Source organism: Streptomyces sp. KL116D, assembly GCF_030766975.1.
Classification (GTDB): Bacteria; Actinomycetota; Actinomycetes; order Streptomycetales; family Streptomycetaceae; genus Streptomyces; species Streptomyces longispororuber_A.
The window spans coordinates 109,042-124,695 of sequence record NZ_JASERH010000032.1; the positions used below are offsets into that span (position 1 = coordinate 109,042).

General features: G+C 72.2%; 17 protein-coding genes. 11 read left to right on the forward strand and 6 right to left on the reverse strand.

Annotation, left to right across the window (positions count from 1 at the left end):
- Positions 1–22: 22 nt before the first annotated feature.
- From rimI to RBJ77_RS12460, 5 genes are all read left to right on the forward strand, one after another.
- Positions 23–490, forward strand: a complete 468-nt coding sequence (gene rimI / locus RBJ77_RS12440; RefSeq protein ID WP_372345112.1) for a ribosomal protein S18-alanine N-acetyltransferase — start codon at positions 23–25, stop codon at positions 488–490.
- On the forward strand, positions 483–1,577 hold the full coding sequence (gene tsaD / locus RBJ77_RS12445) for a tRNA (adenosine(37)-N6)-threonylcarbamoyltransferase complex transferase subunit TsaD (protein WP_372345038.1): 1,095 nt from the start codon (positions 483–485) through the stop codon (positions 1,575–1,577). Before rimI ends, tsaD begins: the two co-directional genes overlap by 8 nt.
- On the forward strand, positions 1,574–1,822 hold the full coding sequence (locus tag RBJ77_RS12450; RefSeq protein WP_372345039.1) for a hypothetical protein: 249 nt from the start codon (positions 1,574–1,576) through the stop codon (positions 1,820–1,822). The genes tsaD and RBJ77_RS12450 overlap by 4 nt, the downstream gene beginning before the upstream one ends.
- A 35-nt stretch (positions 1,823–1,857) precedes the next feature.
- Positions 1,858–2,313, forward strand: a complete 456-nt coding sequence (locus tag RBJ77_RS12455) for a GNAT family N-acetyltransferase (RefSeq protein WP_372345040.1) — start codon at positions 1,858–1,860, stop codon at positions 2,311–2,313.
- A gap of 106 nt (positions 2,314–2,419) precedes the next feature.
- Positions 2,420–3,418, forward strand: a complete 999-nt coding sequence (locus RBJ77_RS12460; RefSeq protein WP_372345113.1) for an LCP family protein — start codon at positions 2,420–2,422, stop codon at positions 3,416–3,418.
- On the opposite strand, the gene RBJ77_RS12465 is transcribed toward RBJ77_RS12460, so the two are convergent.
- Together RBJ77_RS12465 and RBJ77_RS12470 are read right to left on the reverse strand one after the other, a co-directional pair.
- Positions 3,390–4,349, reverse strand: coding sequence for a C45 family autoproteolytic acyltransferase/hydolase (locus RBJ77_RS12465; RefSeq protein ID WP_372345041.1), 960 nt, complete (start codon positions 4,347–4,349; stop codon positions 3,390–3,392). The genes RBJ77_RS12460 and RBJ77_RS12465 overlap by 29 nt on opposite strands.
- Positions 4,350–4,374: 25 nt before the next feature.
- On the reverse strand, positions 4,375–4,986 hold the full coding sequence (locus RBJ77_RS12470) for a class I SAM-dependent methyltransferase (RefSeq protein WP_372345042.1): 612 nt from the start codon (positions 4,984–4,986) through the stop codon (positions 4,375–4,377).
- Positions 4,987–5,129: 143 nt separating this feature from the next.
- On the opposite strand from RBJ77_RS12470, the gene RBJ77_RS12475 reads away from it, so the two are divergent.
- On the forward strand, positions 5,130–5,486 hold the full coding sequence (locus tag RBJ77_RS12475; protein ID WP_372345043.1) for a YciI family protein: 357 nt from the start codon (positions 5,130–5,132) through the stop codon (positions 5,484–5,486).
- A gap of 53 nt (positions 5,487–5,539) precedes the next feature.
- A complete protein-coding gene (locus tag RBJ77_RS12480) occupies positions 5,540–6,805 on the forward strand; it encodes an RNA polymerase sigma factor (protein WP_372345044.1) in 1,266 nt (421 codons plus the stop codon).
- 81 nt (positions 6,806–6,886) lie between these two features.
- Here the strand turns inward: RBJ77_RS12480 and RBJ77_RS12485 are convergent, their stop codons facing one another.
- The gene (locus RBJ77_RS12485; protein WP_372345045.1) at positions 6,887–8,101 is read right to left on the reverse strand and encodes a methyltransferase domain-containing protein; all 1,215 of its coding nucleotides are present in this window, start codon (positions 8,099–8,101) and stop codon (positions 6,887–6,889) included.
- Positions 8,102–8,216: 115 nt separating this feature from the next.
- Here RBJ77_RS12485 and RBJ77_RS12490 point away from each other — a divergent pair, with 115 nt between their 5' ends.
- Both RBJ77_RS12490 and RBJ77_RS12495 read left to right on the forward strand, forming a co-directional pair.
- Complete coding sequence (locus RBJ77_RS12490; RefSeq protein WP_372345046.1) at positions 8,217–9,137, forward strand: polysaccharide deacetylase family protein; 921 nt, start codon at positions 8,217–8,219, stop codon at positions 9,135–9,137.
- A complete protein-coding gene (locus RBJ77_RS12495; RefSeq protein ID WP_372345047.1) occupies positions 9,134–10,030 on the forward strand; it encodes a polysaccharide deacetylase family protein in 897 nt (298 codons plus the stop codon). The genes RBJ77_RS12490 and RBJ77_RS12495 overlap by 4 nt, the downstream gene beginning before the upstream one ends.
- A 13-nt stretch (positions 10,031–10,043) precedes the next feature.
- On the opposite strand, the gene RBJ77_RS12500 is transcribed toward RBJ77_RS12495, so the two are convergent.
- On the reverse strand, positions 10,044–10,559 hold the full coding sequence (locus tag RBJ77_RS12500; protein WP_372345048.1) for a GtrA family protein: 516 nt from the start codon (positions 10,557–10,559) through the stop codon (positions 10,044–10,046).
- 420 nt (positions 10,560–10,979) lie between these two features.
- Between RBJ77_RS12500 and groES the strand changes: the two genes are divergently transcribed.
- Both groES and groL read left to right on the forward strand, forming a co-directional pair.
- A complete protein-coding gene (groES, locus tag RBJ77_RS12505) occupies positions 10,980–11,288 on the forward strand; it encodes a co-chaperone GroES (RefSeq protein ID WP_073810087.1) in 309 nt (102 codons plus the stop codon).
- 131 nt (positions 11,289–11,419) lie between these two features.
- Positions 11,420–13,048 carry a chaperonin GroEL gene (gene groL / locus RBJ77_RS12510; RefSeq protein WP_372345049.1) on the forward strand — a complete coding sequence of 543 codons (1,629 nt, stop codon included), beginning with the start codon at positions 11,420–11,422 and terminating at the stop codon, positions 13,046–13,048.
- A 231-nt stretch (positions 13,049–13,279) separates the two neighbouring features.
- On the opposite strand, the gene RBJ77_RS12515 is transcribed toward groL, so the two are convergent.
- Both RBJ77_RS12515 and RBJ77_RS12520 read right to left on the reverse strand, forming a co-directional pair.
- Positions 13,280–14,053, reverse strand: a complete 774-nt coding sequence (locus RBJ77_RS12515; RefSeq protein ID WP_372345050.1) for an SDR family NAD(P)-dependent oxidoreductase — start codon at positions 14,051–14,053, stop codon at positions 13,280–13,282.
- 19 nt (positions 14,054–14,072) lie between these two features.
- Entirely contained in the window at positions 14,073–15,620 is a 1,548-nt protein-coding gene (locus tag RBJ77_RS12520; RefSeq protein WP_372345051.1) for a multicopper oxidase family protein, read from the reverse strand.
- Between the last annotated feature and the right edge of the window lie 34 nt (positions 15,621–15,654).

Below are 15,654 nucleotides of genomic sequence, written 5' to 3' on the forward strand. Positions count from 1 at the left end.
CTTGAGCGCCGAACTGCGCGAGATGCGCTGGTGGGACATCGATCCCGTGCTCGCCCTGGAGAAGGACCTCTTCCCGGACGACGCCTGGTCGCGCGGCATGTTCTGGTCCGAGCTGGCGCACGCGCGCGGCCTCGGCTCGACGCGGCGGTACGTCGTCGCGTACGAGGGCGACCGGCTCGTCGGGTACGGCGGCCTGGCCGCCTCCGGTGACCTGGCCGACGTACAGACCATCGCCGTCGCCCGCGACCAGTGGGGCACCGGGCTCGGCTCCCGGCTGCTCACCGAACTGCTGCGGCACGCCACCGCCTTCGAGGTCGCCGAGGTGATGCTCGAAGTGCGCGTGGACAACACCCGGGCGCAGAAGCTGTACGAGCGCTTCGGCTTCGAACCGATCGGCTTCCGGCGCGGCTACTACCAGCCGGGCAACGTGGATGCCCTCGTGATGCGCCTGACCACTGAGAAAGCGACCGAAGAGAAGAACCATGGCTGACGAACCGCTCGTCCTCGGCATCGAGACCTCCTGCGACGAGACCGGCGTCGGCATCGTCCGCGGCACCACCCTGCTCGCCGACGCCGTCGCCTCCAGCGTCGACGAGCACGCCCGCTTCGGCGGCGTCGTGCCCGAGGTCGCCTCCCGCGCGCACCTGGAGGCGATGGTTCCCACGATCCAGCGCGCCCTGAAGGACGCGGGGGTGACGGCCGAGGACCTCGACGGGATCTCCGTCACCGCCGGGCCCGGCCTCGCGGGCGCCCTGCTGGTCGGCGTGAGCGCGGCAAAGGCGTACGCGTACGCGCTCGGCAAGCCGCTCTACGGCGTCAACCACCTCGCCTCGCACATCTGCGTCGACCAGCTGGAGCACGGCCCGCTGCCCGAGCCGACGATGGCCCTGCTGGTCTCCGGCGGGCACTCCTCGCTGCTGCTGTCCAGCGACATCACCTCGGACGTGCGGCCGCTCGGCGCCACCATCGACGACGCGGCGGGCGAGGCCTTCGACAAGATCGCGCGCGTCCTGAACCTCGGCTTCCCGGGCGGGCCCGTCATCGACCGGTACGCGAAGGAGGGCGACCCGGACGCGATCGCCTTCCCGCGCGGTCTGACCGGCCCGCGCGACCCCGCGTACGACTTCTCCTTCTCCGGCCTGAAGACCTCGGTGGCCCGCTGGATCGAGGCCAAGCGGGCGGCCGGCGAGGACGTGCCGGTGCGCGACGTGTCGGCGTCGTTCCAGGAGGCCGTCGTGGACGTGCTGACGCGCAAGGCGGTGCGGGCCTGCAAGGACGAGGGCGTCGACCACCTGATGATCGGCGGCGGCGTCGCCGCCAACTCGCGGCTGCGGGCGCTGGCCCAGGAGCGCTGCGAGCGGGCCGGGATCCGGCTGCGGGTGCCCCGCCCCAAGCTGTGCACGGACAACGGCGCGATGGTCGCCGCGCTCGGCGCCGAGATGGTGGCCCGCAACCGGCAGCCCTCGTCGTGGGACCTGTCGGCGGACTCCTCGCTGCCGGTGACCGAGACGCACGTGCCGGGGCACCACCACCACGACCACGTGCACGAGGTCAGCAAGGACAATCTGTACTCGTGACGGTCGCGCTGATGTGGGAGGCCCGGGCCGTCGAGGGGCGCGGCGCGGAGCTGCTGGCCTGGGCGAAGGCGCAGGTCCTGGACCGGGAGCCGGTCAGGCGCGAGACGTTCCGCGCGCCGCAGGACCGGGTCCTCGTCATCACCTGGTGGGACGCCGCGTACGACGCCGCCGTCCCCGAACTGCCCGAGCCCGACGCCGCGTTGGTGACCCGGGCCGTGCACCGCTGGCGGTTCGAGGCGGTGTGACGGCCGCCCCGGCGGGCCGTGGGTAGTCTCCGCGGATGGACATCCGCATCGAGCGCGTCAGCGCCGCGAGCCAGGAGATCGTCGACGCCTTCGGACGGCTGCTGCCGCAGCTGTCCTCGACGGCCGTGCCGCTCGACCGCGCGGCGGTCGACCGGCTGGTGACGGGCGACGCCACGGTCCTGCTCGTCGCGCGGGCGCCCGAGGGCATCGTGGGCACGCTCACCCTGGCGCTGCTGCCGCTGCCCTCCGGACTGCGCGGCCGCGTCGAGGACGTGGTGGTCGACGCCGCCGCGCGCGGCCGGGGCGTCGCCGCCCGGCTCATCGAGGAGGCCGGCCGGATCGCCGCGGAGGCCGGCGCGAGGACGGTGGACCTCACCTCGCGGCCGGAGCGCGCGGCGGCCAACCGGCTCTACGAGCGGCTCGGGTTCCGGGCCAGGGAGTCGACCGTCTATCGGCTCATTCCGGGGGAAACCGGGAGCAGCGGCGCCTGAGAACCGGCTGAGATTTCCGGAACTGTGCGCCAAGTGGTTTACCGGCGTACTAATTCGGACTTACGTTCCCTGCGTGAGTGAGAAGAAACGGTTCCGTGCGCGTGCGGTGAAGGTGGTGGCGATCGCCACCGGCTGCGTCCTCGTGCTCGGCGGGGGAGCGGCCGGCTGGGCGTACTGGCACCTCGACCGCAACATACGCAGCGTCGACATCGACAAGGCCCTCGGCGACGACCGCCCGGCCCGCGCCGACCAGGTCGCCGCGTCGCCCTCGGCGTCCCCGGCGCAGGAGCCCGTCGAGAAGGGCGTCCTGAACCTCCTCGTCCTCGGTTCGGACTCCCGCACCGGCAAGGCGAACAAGGCGCTCGGCGGCGGCGCGGAGGGCGGGGCCCGGTCCGACACGGCGATGGTCGTGCACCTGAACGCGGACCGCACCGAGGCGACCGTCGTGAGCATCCCCCGCGACACCCTCGTCGAGCGCCCGTCGTGCCCGACGGAGTCCGGCGGCACGACCGCGGTCGCGTACAACGTCATGTTCAACAGCGCCTACGCGGTGGGCGGTCCGGTCTGCGCCGTGAAGACCGTCGAGAAGCTCACCGGGGTTCGCATGGACCACTATCTGGAGATCGACTTCGCGGGCTTCGCCGACCTCGTCGACGCGCTCGGCGGCGTGGACGTGACGACGGACGAGGACATCGACGACGACCTCAGCCACCTCGACCTGAAGGCCGGACAGCACCACCTCGACGGCGAACAGGCCCTGGCCTTCGCGCGCACCCGGCACGGCATCGGCGACGGCAGCGACCTGGGCCGCATCAAGCTCCAGCAGGAGCTCGTGAAGTCGCTGGCCGCCGAGGCCTCCGACACCGGCCTGCTCACCGACCCGGCCCGCCTCTACAAGGTCGCCGACGCCGCGACCGGCAGCCTCACCGCGGACACCGGCCTCGACTCGCTCTCCGAACTCTCCGGCCTGGCCAGGAGTCTGGGCGAGCTGCCGGCCGAGGCGGTGAAGACGGTGACGATGCCGGTGGTGCGGGCGCCCTCGGACATCAACCGGGTGGTGGCGGACGAGCCGGAGGCTACGGAGCTGTGGGAGTCGCTGCGCTGAGCTCCACCGTCCGCGTGCCCTCCGTGAAGGCGCCGAACGACTGGGACCAGCTCTCCGCCCGCGGCCAGTGGTACGTCACCCGGCCCTCGCCCGGCTCGTAGTGCGCCGTGTACACGGTGCCGAGCCCGTCGTCGTAGGTGTTCTTGTGCAGCGGCGGCCTGAGCAGGGCCGTCACGTCGGGGCCCGCCGCGCGGATCGTGGCGAGCCGCAGGCCGGTGCGGGTGGCCCGCTCCTGCTCGTCGGGGACCGGGAGGTGCTGGTGGTTGGCGGCGCAGGCGTCCGGTGCCACGGTGAGCTCGATGTCCGGGCCGACGTGGACGGTCACGGCGCGCTCGCGGTCGACCAGGGTGACGTTCTGCGGGATGTTCACGGGGATGCCGGCGAGCCGGGCCACGGCCTCGTCGACGGTGTCGCAGGTCTCCAGGAGGTAGCGCAGCACGATGACGACGGCGAAGCCCGGGCCGTGCACCGGGCGGCCGCCGAAGGTGAGGGACACGGCGAGCCCCGCGTCGTTCATCCCGTCGAGCAGGCCCCAGCCGCCGTCCTGCGTACCGATCACCGGCCGCAGGAAGTGCGAGCGGACGATCGCGCCCTCGACGGCGTCGGGCTCGAAGTCGTAGTTGCGCACGAGGGTGCCGGGGACGCCCAGCTGCGTGCAGCCCGCGAAGAACGGGCGGATCGCCGCGAGGGTGAGGAGGGTGTCGGCGCCCGGCCGGTCCACCTGGCCGGACAGCCGGTCGAGCGCCGGCAGCAGCTCGGGCAGGTGCGTCGCGAACAGCTTCCGGGCGCGCTCGGCGCCCTCCGGGGTGCGCCCCTCCTCGGTGAGCCAGGACAGCGCCTGCGGCCACAGCGGGCCGACCTGCTCGGCCCAGCGGCCGTCGGAGCCGTCACCGATGTCGAGGGCACGGAAGGTCTTGCGCAGCGTCGTCATGGCCGCACCGTAGGTAATTTCGCGGTCAAATGTCCACGGTCGGCGGGGAATCGGGCCGCTCGTACGTCAACAGGTAGCGCCAGTAGAGGAGTTGGCGCACCTCGCTGCCCGGGAGCAGCCGGGCCGCCGCCGCCCTGACCTCGGGCAGCGTCATCTCCGGCTCCCGGACCGGCGGTCCGGGCGGGGGAGCGGTCAGGCCGCGGGCGCGGTCGGCGAGGTGGACGGCGACGCGGGCGACGGCGTTCGCCGGGGAGGCCACGACGTCCCACGGGGTGATGCCCGCGTAGCAGCCGAGGACGAGGAGCCGGCCGCCGGGAGCCAGCGCGTCCCGCAGGCGCGTCACCGTCCCGAACGGCATGTGGTGCAGGCTCGCCAGGCAGGTGATCACGTCGTAGCGGGCCGCCGGGAGCGCGACGCGGGCCGCGTCGCCCAGCCGGTAGCGGGGACCGCCGCCGGACGCCTCCGCCACGGCCAGGGCCCCCGGGTCCGGGTCGAGGGCGTCCACCCGGTAGCCGTGGGCCACCAGGCGGCGGGCGAAGCGGCCGGTCCCGCAGCCGACGTCGAGCGCGGTGCGGCCGTGCCGGGGCAGCCGGCGCAGCAGCAGGGCGTGGTAGTGGTCGTTGTGGTCGAACGGCATGGGCCCCGACCCTTCCAGGGCGTGGATCAGGGCACCGTAAAAAAATTCCGAGAAAGTTCGCCGGCCGTGTCGATCCGGCCGGTGCCCGTTCGACGCAGGGGTGAGAGGCCGGAAGGAACGGCCGCCGTACCGAGGAGATCACCATGCCGCGCTACCTGACGATGGTCCGCATCGACGAGACGAACGCCCCCGCCGAGGGCCCCAGCGAAGGGCTGATGCAGCGCATGGGCGCGCTCATCGAGGAGATGACGAAGGCGGGCGTGCTGCTCGACACGGCCGGGCTCACCCCGACCGCGCAGGGCAAGCGCGTGCGCTACGAGAAGGGCGAGATCACCGTCACCGACGGGCCGTTCACCGAGTCCAAGGAGGTCGTCGGCGGCTACGCGATCCTGCAGACCAAGGACGAGGCCGAGTGCCTGGAGTGGACGAAGCGGTTCCTGCGGGTCCACGAGGAGCACTGGACCGTCACGTCCGAGGTCCGGCAGATCATGGAGGGCTGAACGTCCGGGAGGGGCCTTGGCCCGGCGCCTCCGGCGGTGTCTGATGGTGGGTCGTGACAGAGCGACACGACAGCACGGCCCACGCCATCGAGACGGTCTTCCGCATGGAGGCGCCGCGCATCATCGCGGCCGTCACCCGCGTCGTCCGTGACGTCGGCATAGCGGAGGAGCTGGCCCAGGACGCCCTGGTGGCCGCCCTGGAGCAGTGGCCGGCGGCCGGCGTCCCCGACAACCCGGGCGCCTGGCTCACGGCCACCGCCAAGCGCCGCGCCGTCGACCTGGTGCGCCGCAGGGAGAACTACGCGCGCAAGCTCGAAGAGGTCGGCCGGGCCACGGAGTTCGCGTACGAGGAGCCGGGCACGGCCGCGTACGACCCCGACGACATCGACGACGACCTGCTCCGGCTCGTCTTCCTGAGCTGCCACCCGGTGCTGTCCGCCGAGGCCCGCGTCGCGCTCACCCTGCGCCTGCTCGGCGGCCTGACCACGGCCGAGATCGCCCGCGCGGTGCTCGCCCCGGAGACGACGGTCGCCCAGCGGATCGTCCGCGCCAAACGCACCCTCGCCACGAAGAACGTCGCCTTCGAGGTGCCGTACGGACCGGACCGCGAGGCCCGCCTCGGCTCGGTCCTGGAGGTCATCTACCTGATCTTCAACGAGGGGTACGCGGCCACCGCCGGCGACGACTACCTCAGGCCCGGCCTGTGCGAGGACGCGCTGCGACTGGCCCGCGTCCTCCAGGCGCTGATGCCCAAGGAACCGGAAGTTCACGGCCTGGCCGCCCTGTTGGAGATCCAGTCCTCCCGCGCGTCCGCCCGCACGGCACCGGACGGCTCGCCCGTCCTGCTCAAGGACCAGAACCGGATGCGCTGGAACACGCTGCTGATCCGCCGCGGGTTCGCCGCGCTCGGCCGGGCCGACGCGGTGGCCTCCGGCGCCCCCGGCCCGTACGCCCTGCAGGCCGCGATCGCCGCGTGCCACGCCCAGGCGTACGCGTACGAGGAGACCAACTGGGGCCAGATCGCGACGCTGTACGGACTGCTCGCCGCCCGGGCGCCGTCACCGGTGGTCGAACTGAACAGGGCGGTCGCCGTGTCGATGGCCGAGGGACCTGAGGCGGGCCTCGCCCTCGTCGACGCGCTGGTGGACGAACCCGCGCTGCGCGGCTACCACTTGCTGTCGAGCGTGCGCGGCGACCTGCTGGAGCGGCTCGGCCGTACGGAGGAGGCGCGGGCGGAGTTCGAGCGGGCGGCGGCGCTCACGCGCAACGAGCGGGAGCGGGAGTTCCTGCTGGGCAGGTCAAGCCCCTCGGGCGATTGAGGAGCGGGCTCCGCCCCGGGCCCCGCTCCTCAAGCCCCTCCGGCGATTGAGGAGCGGGGCCCGGGGCGGAGCCCCGCGACGTCAGGCCACGGGGGCGCCCACCAGCATCGTGGGCGCCCCCGCGACCCGGGTCAGGAACACCGTCGCCGACGCCTTCCCGTACGGCTTCGGCATCGCCTTGCGGCGCAGCTCCTCCGGCTCCACCGCGGAGCCGCGCTTCTTCACGGTCAGGACGCCGACCCCGCGCTCCCGCAGCAGCGCCTTCAGCTTCTTGACGTTGAAGGGGAGCCGGTCGGTGATCTCGTAGGCGGTGGCGTACGGGCTGGGCCGCAGCTCGTCCGCGGTGACGTACGCGATGGTCTCGTCGATCAGGCCGCCGCCGACCTCGTCGGCCACCTCGGCGACCAGGTGCGCCCGGATGACCGCGCCGTCCGGCTCGTACAGGTACCGCCCCACGGGCCGCACCGGCGGATCCGGCAGTCCCCGCCCGACCAGCGTCCGCGGCCCCGGCAGCAGCGTGGCGCGCACCCGTCCCGGCTCGGTGCCGAACCACAGCACGGCCTCCTTCACGTCACCGCCGTCCGAGATCCACTCGGCGTCGGCCTCGGCCGCGATCGCCTCGTGCGGGATGCCGGGGGCGATCTTCAGCGCGGCCCGCGGCGCCTTGAGCGCGGCGGTCACGGCCCAGGAGAGCGGCGGGGAGTAGGCCTCGGGGTCGAAGACACGGCCCCGGCCGCCGCGGCGCGCCGGGTCGACGAAGACCGCGTCGTAGGCGGCCGTGTCCACCTCCGTGACGTCGGCCTCCCGCACCTCGATCAGCTCGGCGAGGTCCAGCGCCTGCGCGTTGGCCCGTGCCACCGCGCAGGTCAGCGGGTCGCGGTCGACGGCGAGGACGGAGATGCCCGCGCGGGCCAGCGCGATCGCGTCGCCGCCGATGCCGCAGCACAGGTCGGCGACGGAGCGGACGCCGAGCGCCTTGAAGGACGCGGCGCGGTACGTGGCGACGCCGGTCCTGGTCGCCTGCTCGACGCCGTTCGCCGTGAAGTACATGCGGGCCGCGTCCTGCGCCCCGAACTTCGCCACCGCCCGCTGCCGCAGCCGGGCCTGGGCGAGCGCCGCCGAGACGAGCCCGGCCGGGTGCTCGCGGCGCAGCCGGGTGGCGAGCGCGAGTTCCTGCGCGGGGTCGTGGTCGCGCAGCTCGTCGAGCAGGGCGCGGCCCTCGGGGGACAGCAGGGCGGAGAAGCCGGCGGGATCGGCGGGGTCGGCGGGATCGGAGAAGGCGCTCACCCGGACCATTGTGGGCCAGTCGGTGGATGGTGCGCGCCGCGCGGCGGTGTCGGCCCCTGAACAGGGCTGTGAGCTGCGAGGATCCGGCGCCATGCAACTAGTACGACAAAACGAAGAAACCGCTATGAAGGGGACACGGGGACCGGCCGGACGGCAGGCGGCCGTCCGGGTCGCGGCCGCCGCCCTCGTGGCCGCCGCGCTCGCCACCGGCTGTGCCGCCGGCGGCGACGACGCGGTGAAGCCGGCCTCCGGTCAGCAGCAGGGCCTGAACGCCCCGCCCGCCCGCGCCCTCGACGCGTACGCCACGCAGCTCAAGGCGCAGCAGGCCCAGCGGGTCGCCGCGGCCAGGCGCTGGGGCCTGCCGAAGGTGCCGCTGGCCGCGCCGAGGCCGCCCGTGAAGAAGCCCACGATCAGGGCGCGCAAGGGCTTCGAGGTCGACGGCCAGACGGAGCTCGGCCTGCCGCCGGTCTTCACGACGATCCCCACCAAGGACAAGGTCGTCTTCCTCACCATCGACGACGGGGCCGAGAAGGACCCGCGGTTCCTGAGGATGATGAGCGACCTCAGGATCCCGTACACGGCGTTCCTGACCGATGCCGAGGTCAGACCCCAGTACGACTACTTCAAGAAGATGCAGACCCTGGGCGTCACCCTCAACAACCACACGCTGACCCACCCGTACCTGCCGGGGCTGTCCTACGCGCGGCAGAAGCACGAGATCTGCGGCATGCAGGACCTCATCGAGAAGAAGTACGGCAAGCGGCCCACGCTCTTCAGGCCGCCGTTCGGCAACTACAACCAGGACACCCTGAAGGCCGCGAAGGCCTGCGGCATCAAGTACGCGCCGATCTGGAACGCCGAGGCGTTCGTGGGCCGGATGGACTACCGCGAGTGGGACCGGGACATCCATCCGGGCGACATCGTCCTCACGCACTTCCGGGGACGCGAGGACTGGAAGGGCACGATGCCCGACATGATCCGCACGTTCCTGAAGTACGTCACCGACAAGGGGTACGCGGTGGCCCGCCTGGAGGACTACCTGTGACAACTCCCAGGGCGGGGGCGGCCGTTGCGGTGCGGCGGGCCGGGGCGCGGCTGGTCGGCTGCGCGCTGGCCGCCGCGCTGCTCACCGGGTGCGCGCAGTCCGTCGACCCCATCGAACGGATGGGCAGGAAGGCCGCGCAGAAGGTCCGGCACCATCCGCGGCCGGGAGCCGTCGCGGCACAGACGGCGGGCGCGGCGGGCGCGCCCGCCCCGAACGCCCATCGCCGCTGGGGCCTCGCCGCCCCGCTGGCGCCGGCCCCCGAGCCCCCCGCCCGCGGGGTGCTGCCGCCCCGCGCGCCCGGATCGGTGCCGCCGGTGATCGACCGGGTCCCCACCGAGGACAAGGTCGTCTTCCTGACCTTCGACGACGGCGCCGAGAAGGACCCCCGGTTCGTCGACATGGTCCGCGAACTGCGGCTGCCGATCTCGATGTTCCTCGCCGACTCCGCCGCACGCTCGGGCTACGACCACTTCGGTCAACTCCGCAGGCTGGGCGCGGGGGTGCAGAACCACACCCTCACGCACCCCTTCCTGCCCGGTCTCGGCTACGTCGACCAGCACGCCGAGATCTGCGGCCAGCAGGACCGCCTCAAGGGCCGGTTCGGGACGACTCCCCGGCTGTTCCGCCCGCCCTACGGCAACTACGACGGGAACACCCTGCGGGCGGCCGGCGCGTGCGGCATCGACGCGATCGTGCTGTGGCGCGCCTCGATGCAGATCAACGACCTGCGCTACGCGGAGGGCGCCCGGCTGCGCCCCGGTGACATCGTCCTGGCCCACTTCCGCGGCCCGTCCGAGCTGAAGGGCACCACGCTGACCGAGATGACGTCCCGCATGCTGCGCCGCATCCAGGACCAGGGCTTCACGGTGGCGAGGCTGGAGGACTACCTGTAGCTCCCCGCGCCGGTCAGGCGGCGGGGCAGAGCTCCGCCGGACCGGCCGGGGCGGCGGAGCGCACGGGGCGGACGGCGGGCGCGGGGGCCGCGGCCTGCGTGCGGCTGCGCGCGAAGACGACGAGCCGCAGGACCGCGAACCGGGCGATGCCGGTGAGCGCGGAGGCCGACAGGTAGACGACCTGCTCCAGCACGGCACCGGGCGTCGCGACCAGCTGCTGCAGGACGACCATCGCCAGGCAGGTCACCGCGTACGCGGCCGCCGCGGACCCCGCCGACTGGACGTGCTGGCGCCACGTCGCGTGCCGTCCCGCGCCGAAGGTGAAGCGGGCGTGCAGCTCGGTGGCCAGCAGCGTGGAGACCACGGTGACCAGGGCGTTGGCCAGGGCCCAGGGGATCCAGGAGGCGAGCCCCGCGACGGCGAAGCTGGCGGCGACCCCGACCCCGCCCCCGCAGCCGACGAACCGGGCGAAGGCCGCGACGGGGCCGGGTGCGCTCTGCTCGCTCTGCTGCTTCCGCGTTGTCGCCATGACCCGACCCCCGTCTGTCCGTCCTTGAGTGATGCCATCATGGCACACGTATGGCACCATGCGCGAGCCATTTACGGCACCACTCATGGCGCCGCATGGCGTTACGTGGGAAACGGGTGGCTCAGGGGCGCGAGGAACTGCGCGAGCAATCAGGAGAGAGGTGCACCCGGCACCTGGGGGAAACCCCCGCGGCGCAAGGCCGCATCGGGGCGAAGCCCCGCAAGAAACCCCCGCCACGGCCGGAGGCAATTAGCAGTCCGCTTGACCGAGTGCTAATCGCGGTCATAGTCTCGGCTCTGGCACTCCCCACCGGAGAGTGCCAACAGCGACGGGCAGGTCCGGCACCCGCGACGACGGATCCACCTGGTCGCCACCTCAGACAGTTAACCCCGTGAGATCTCCGAAGGGGGAGGTCGGATCGTGACGACCACCAGCTCCAAGGTTGCCATCAAGCCGCTCGAGGACCGCATTGTGGTCCAGCCGCTCGACGCCGAGCAGACCACCGCCTCTGGCCTGGTCATCCCGGACACCGCCAAGGAGAAGCCCCAGGAGGGCGTCGTCCTGGCCGTGGGCCCGGGCCGCTTCGAGAACGGCGAGCGTCTGCCGCTCGACGTCCAGACCGGCGACATCGTGCTGTACAGCAAGTACGGCGGCACCGAGGTGAAGTACAACGGCGAGGAGTACCTCGTCCTCTCGGCTCGCGACGTGCTCGCGATCGTCGAGAAGTAATTCACCCGAGCAGAACGCTTTTGCTCTGAGCTGCGCCCCTGGCACCCGCGACGACTACGTAGCCGGGGTCGGGGGCGCAGTTCGTTAACCCAGCTTCACCCCTAGCTTTCCGAGAGGGCTGAATCGCTCCCATGGCGAAGATCCTGAAGTTCGACGAGGACGCCCGTCGCGCCCTCGAGCGCGGCGTCAACAAGCTTGCCGACACGGTCAAGGTGACGATCGGCCCCAAGGGCCGCAACGTCGTCATCGACAAGAAGTTCGGCGCCCCCACCATCACCAACGACGGTGTGACCATCGCCCGTGAGGTCGAGGTCGAGGACCCGTACGAGAACCTCGGCGCCCAGCTGGTGAAGGAGGTGGCGACCAAGACCAACGACATCGCTGGTGACGGCACCACCACCGCCACGGTTCTCGCCCAGGCCCTGGTCAAGGAAGGCCTGCGCAACGTCGCCGCCGGCGCCTCCCCGGCCGCCCTGAAGAAGGGCATCGACGCCGCCGTCAAGGCCGTCTCCGAGGACCTGCTCGCCACGGCCCGCCCGATCGACGAGAAGTCCGACATCGCGGCCGTCGCCGGTCTGTCCGCCCAGGACAGCCAGGTCGGCGAGCTCATCGCCGAGGCGATGGACAAGGTCGGCAAGGACGGTGTCATCACCGTCGAGGAGTCCAACACCTTCGGCCTGGAGCTCGACTTCACCGAGGGCATGGCCTTCGACAAGGGCTACCTGTCCCCGTACTTCGTCACCGACCAGGAGCGTATGGAGGCCGTCCTCGACGACCCGTACATCCTGATCCACCAGGGCAAGATCGGGTCCATCCAGGACCTGCTCCCGCTCCTGGAGAAGGTCATCCAGGCCGGTGGCTCCAAGCCGCTGCTGATCATCGCCGAGGACGTCGAGGGCGAGGCCCTGTCGACCCTGGTCGTGAACAAGATCCGCGGCACGTTCAACGCCGTCGCCGTGAAGGCCCCCGGCTTCGGTGACCGCCGCAAGGCGATGCTGCAGGACATGGCCACCCTCACCGGTGCCACCGTCATCGCCGAAGAGGTCGGCCTCAAGCTGGACCAGGCCGGTCTCGACGTGCTCGGCACCGCGCGCCGCGTGACCATCACCAAGGACGACACCACGATCGTCGACGGTGGCGGCAACAAGGCCGACGTCGAGGGCCGCGTCAACCAGATCAAGGCCGAGATCGAGAACACGGACTCCGACTGGGACCGCGAGAAGCTCCAGGAGCGCCTCGCGAAGCTCGCCGGCGGCGTCTGCGTCATCAAGGTCGGCGCCGCGACCGAGGTCGAGCTCAAGGAGAAGAAGCACCGTCTGGAGGACGCCATCTCCGCGACCCGCGCCGCGGTCGAGGAGGGCATCGTCTCCGGTGGTGGCTCCGCGCTCGTCCACGCCGTGAAGGTCCTCGAGGGCAACCTCGACAAGACCGGCGACGAGGCCACCGGTGTCGCGGTCGTGCGCCGCGCCGCCGTCGAGCCGCTGCGCTGGATCGCGGAGAACGCGGGCCTCGAGGGCTACGTCATCGTCTCCAAGGTCGCCGAGCTCGAGAAGGGCTCCGGCTACAACGCCGCGACCGGTGAGTACGGCGACCTGGTCAAGGCCGGCGTCATCGACCCGGTCAAGGTCACGCGCTCCGCGCTGGAGAACGCCGCGTCCATCGCCTCCCTGCTCCTCACGACCGAGACCCTGGTCGTCGAGAAGCCGGCGGAGGAGGAGGCCGAGGCCGGTCACGGTCACGGCCACGGTCACTCGCACTGACCCGTCCCGTTCCTGAGGCCCGTCTCCCCTTTCCGGGGAGGCGGGCCTCTGGGCTTTCATGTTCGGGTGCGGGTTCGGTGGGGGCTGGTCGCGCAGTTCCCCGCGCCCCTGGAAGGCATGCGCTTCGCGCAGCCTTCCCCCGGTGGGGAGATGTCGCACCGAAGGTGCGCATCTCAGGGGCGCGGGGAACTGCGCGACCAGCCCCCACCGGCCCGCAGACGAAGGAACCGCCTACTGCGGGCCGTACTTCCGCCCGGTCCGCGACGTGATGCCCCCAAGAAGCGCACGCGGCGTCACCTTCACCACGCCCATCAGCGCCTTGTACCGCGGATCCGGGATCGACAGGGACTTGCCGCGGGCCAGATCGGCGAGCGCCGACGCCGCCAGCTTGTCCGCGTCCAGCCACATCCACTTCGGAATGTTGTCCGTCCCCATCCCGGCCCGCTGGTGGAACTCCGTACGGACGAACCCCGGGCACAGCGCCATCAGCCGCACCCCGCTGCCCGCCAGGTCCTTCGCCGCGCCCTGCGTGAACTGCACGACCCACGCCTTCGACGCCCCGTACGTGCCGCGCGGCACGAACGCCGCCACCGACGCCACGTTGATCACGCCGCCGCGCCCGCGCTCCCGCATCGCCCCGGTCGCCGCCGACGTCAGCCGCAGCACCGCCTCGCAGTGCACCTTCAGCATGGTCAGCTCGTCGGCCATGGAGACTTCGAGGTAGCGGCCCTTGTTGCCGAAACCGGCGTTGTTCACGAGCAGGTCCACCGCGGCCTTGCGGTCGCCCAGCCGCTCCTCGACCGCCGCGATGCCCTCGTCCGTGGCCAGGTCGGCCGTCAGCACCTCGGCCTCGATGCCGTGCCCGTCGTGCAGTTCGGTCGCCTGCTCGCGCAGCCGCTTCGTGTCGCGCGCGACGAGGACGAGGTTGTGGCCGTCGGCGGCCAGGCGCCGGGCGAACGCGGCGCCGATGCCCGCGGTGGATCCCGTGATCAGTGCCGTAGTCATGGAGCAAGGGTAGTGACGCCTAGGAGTGCCGATGATCAGTGGAGCTCCCGACGGAACCGCTGGTGGCCCGCTGTCCCTTGTCGACGACCACGAACTGACCCATCATTCCGCCGTCCTCGTGCGTCAGCAGGTGGCAGTGGTACATGAACGGCACGTCGGGGTCGGCGAATTCGGGCCCGCCGTCGAAGCGCAGCGCCAGCTTCAGCTCCGTCCCGCCGGGCAGGAACACCGTGTCCTTGCGGCCCCGCAGCGCGGGCGGCGGTGTCTTCCCGTTCACCTCCACCACCCGGAACTGCACGTCGTGCACATGGAAGTTGTGCGGCATCCCGTTGTCGTTGCGCACGGTCCACACCTCGGTCGTGCCGCGGGTGACGGTGTCGTCGACCCGGTTCATCTCCATCGGGCGGCCGTTGATCCCGCTCGCCTTGAGGTCGAAGTGCCGGGAGCGCACCGCGTCGGCGGCCTTCGGCAGCTCCAACTCGCCCAGTTCTGAAGGGACTTCGGGCGAGGGCCGCAACCGGTCCGCCGCCCGCAGCTGCAGCACGTCGAACGAGTCGTCCCCGCCCGCGAACCGCTTCTGCCACGCGTCCCCGTAGTCGCCCTGCGCGTGACTGCGCAGCACGGTCCGCTCGCCGGGCACCATCCGCACCACGACCTCGGCCCGCTCCCCGGGGGACAGCTGGATCCGGTCCGTCGTCGCGGGCCGCTCCAGCAGACCGCCGTCCGTCCCGACGAGCGCGAACTCCCGCCCGTCCGAGAAGCCGAAGTCGTACGTCCGTGCCGTCGACGCGTTCAGCAGCCGCAGCCGTACGCGCTCGTCGCGCACGGTCCGGTACGGGTCGAGGGTGCCGTTGACCATGGTGCGGTCGCCGAGGAAGCCGATGGACCGCATCATCCCGTGCCCGTGGTCGAACTTCGCGCCGTCGAACCTCACGTCCTGCACGATCACCGGCAGGTCGTCGACCCCGTACCGCTTCGGCAGCGCGAGCCGCTCGCTCCTCGCGTCGTCGACGAGGAACATCCCGGCGAGCCCGCGCTGCACGTGCTGCTCGGTCGCCCCGTGCGGATGCGGGTGGTACCAGAGGGTGGCGGCGGGCTGGTCGACGGTCCAGCGGGGCGTCCAGTCCCGGCCCGGATCGACCATCTGGTGCGGGCCGCCGTCCATCCGCGCGGGCAGGTGCATGCCGTGCCAGTGCACGGTGGAGGCCTCGGGGAGCCGGTTGCGGACCCGGACCTCGACCTGCTCGCCGCGCCGCGCCCGGAGCGTGGGGCCGAGGTAGTCGCCGTCGAAGCCCCAGGTGGCGGTCTTTCGGCCGGCGGTGAACTCCTTCTCGCCCGTCCGCATCCGCAGGTCGAAGACGCGGGTGCCGTCCTTCCCGAGGCTGGACCGGGCGAGCGGCGGCACCGCCAGTTCGTTGCGGAACTCCGTCGTGCCGACGGTGCTCACCTTCGCGTCGTTCCACAGCCACAGCACACCGCCGCCGATCGCGAGCGCGAGGACGGCGACGAGCGAGCCGAGGACGACGAGGACACGCCGGAGCCGGGTCTTGCCGGGGATTCGGGCCATGGACCGAGCCTCGCGTCACCCGCGGGGCCGCCAC

Coding starts and splice junctions, on each gene's coding strand:
- rimI (WP_372345112.1), top strand. CDS start 23: ATGCGCTGGTGGGACATCGATCCCGTGCTCGCCCTGGAGAAGGACCTC.
- tsaD (WP_372345038.1), top strand. CDS start 483: ATGGCTGACGAACCGCTCGTCCTCGGCATCGAGACCTCCTGCGACGAG.
- RBJ77_RS12455 (WP_372345040.1), top strand. CDS start 1,858: ATGGACATCCGCATCGAGCGCGTCAGCGCCGCGAGCCAGGAGATCGTC.
- RBJ77_RS12465 (WP_372345041.1), bottom strand. CDS start 4,349: ATGACGACGCTGCGCAAGACCTTCCGTGCCCTCGACATCGGTGACGGC.
- RBJ77_RS12470 (WP_372345042.1), bottom strand. CDS start 4,986: ATGCCGTTCGACCACAACGACCACTACCACGCCCTGCTGCTGCGCCGG.
- RBJ77_RS12475 (WP_372345043.1), top strand. CDS start 5,130: ATGCCGCGCTACCTGACGATGGTCCGCATCGACGAGACGAACGCCCCC.
- RBJ77_RS12485 (WP_372345045.1), bottom strand. CDS start 8,101: ATGGTCCGGGTGAGCGCCTTCTCCGATCCCGCCGACCCCGCCGATCCC.
- RBJ77_RS12490 (WP_372345046.1), top strand. CDS start 8,217: ATGAAGGGGACACGGGGACCGGCCGGACGGCAGGCGGCCGTCCGGGTC.
- RBJ77_RS12500 (WP_372345048.1), bottom strand. CDS start 10,559: ATGGCGACAACGCGGAAGCAGCAGAGCGAGCAGAGCGCACCCGGCCCC.
- groL (WP_372345049.1), top strand. CDS start 11,420: ATGGCGAAGATCCTGAAGTTCGACGAGGACGCCCGTCGCGCCCTCGAG.
- RBJ77_RS12515 (WP_372345050.1), bottom strand. CDS start 14,053: ATGACTACGGCACTGATCACGGGATCCACCGCGGGCATCGGCGCCGCG.
- RBJ77_RS12520 (WP_372345051.1), bottom strand. CDS start 15,620: ATGGCCCGAATCCCCGGCAAGACCCGGCTCCGGCGTGTCCTCGTCGTC.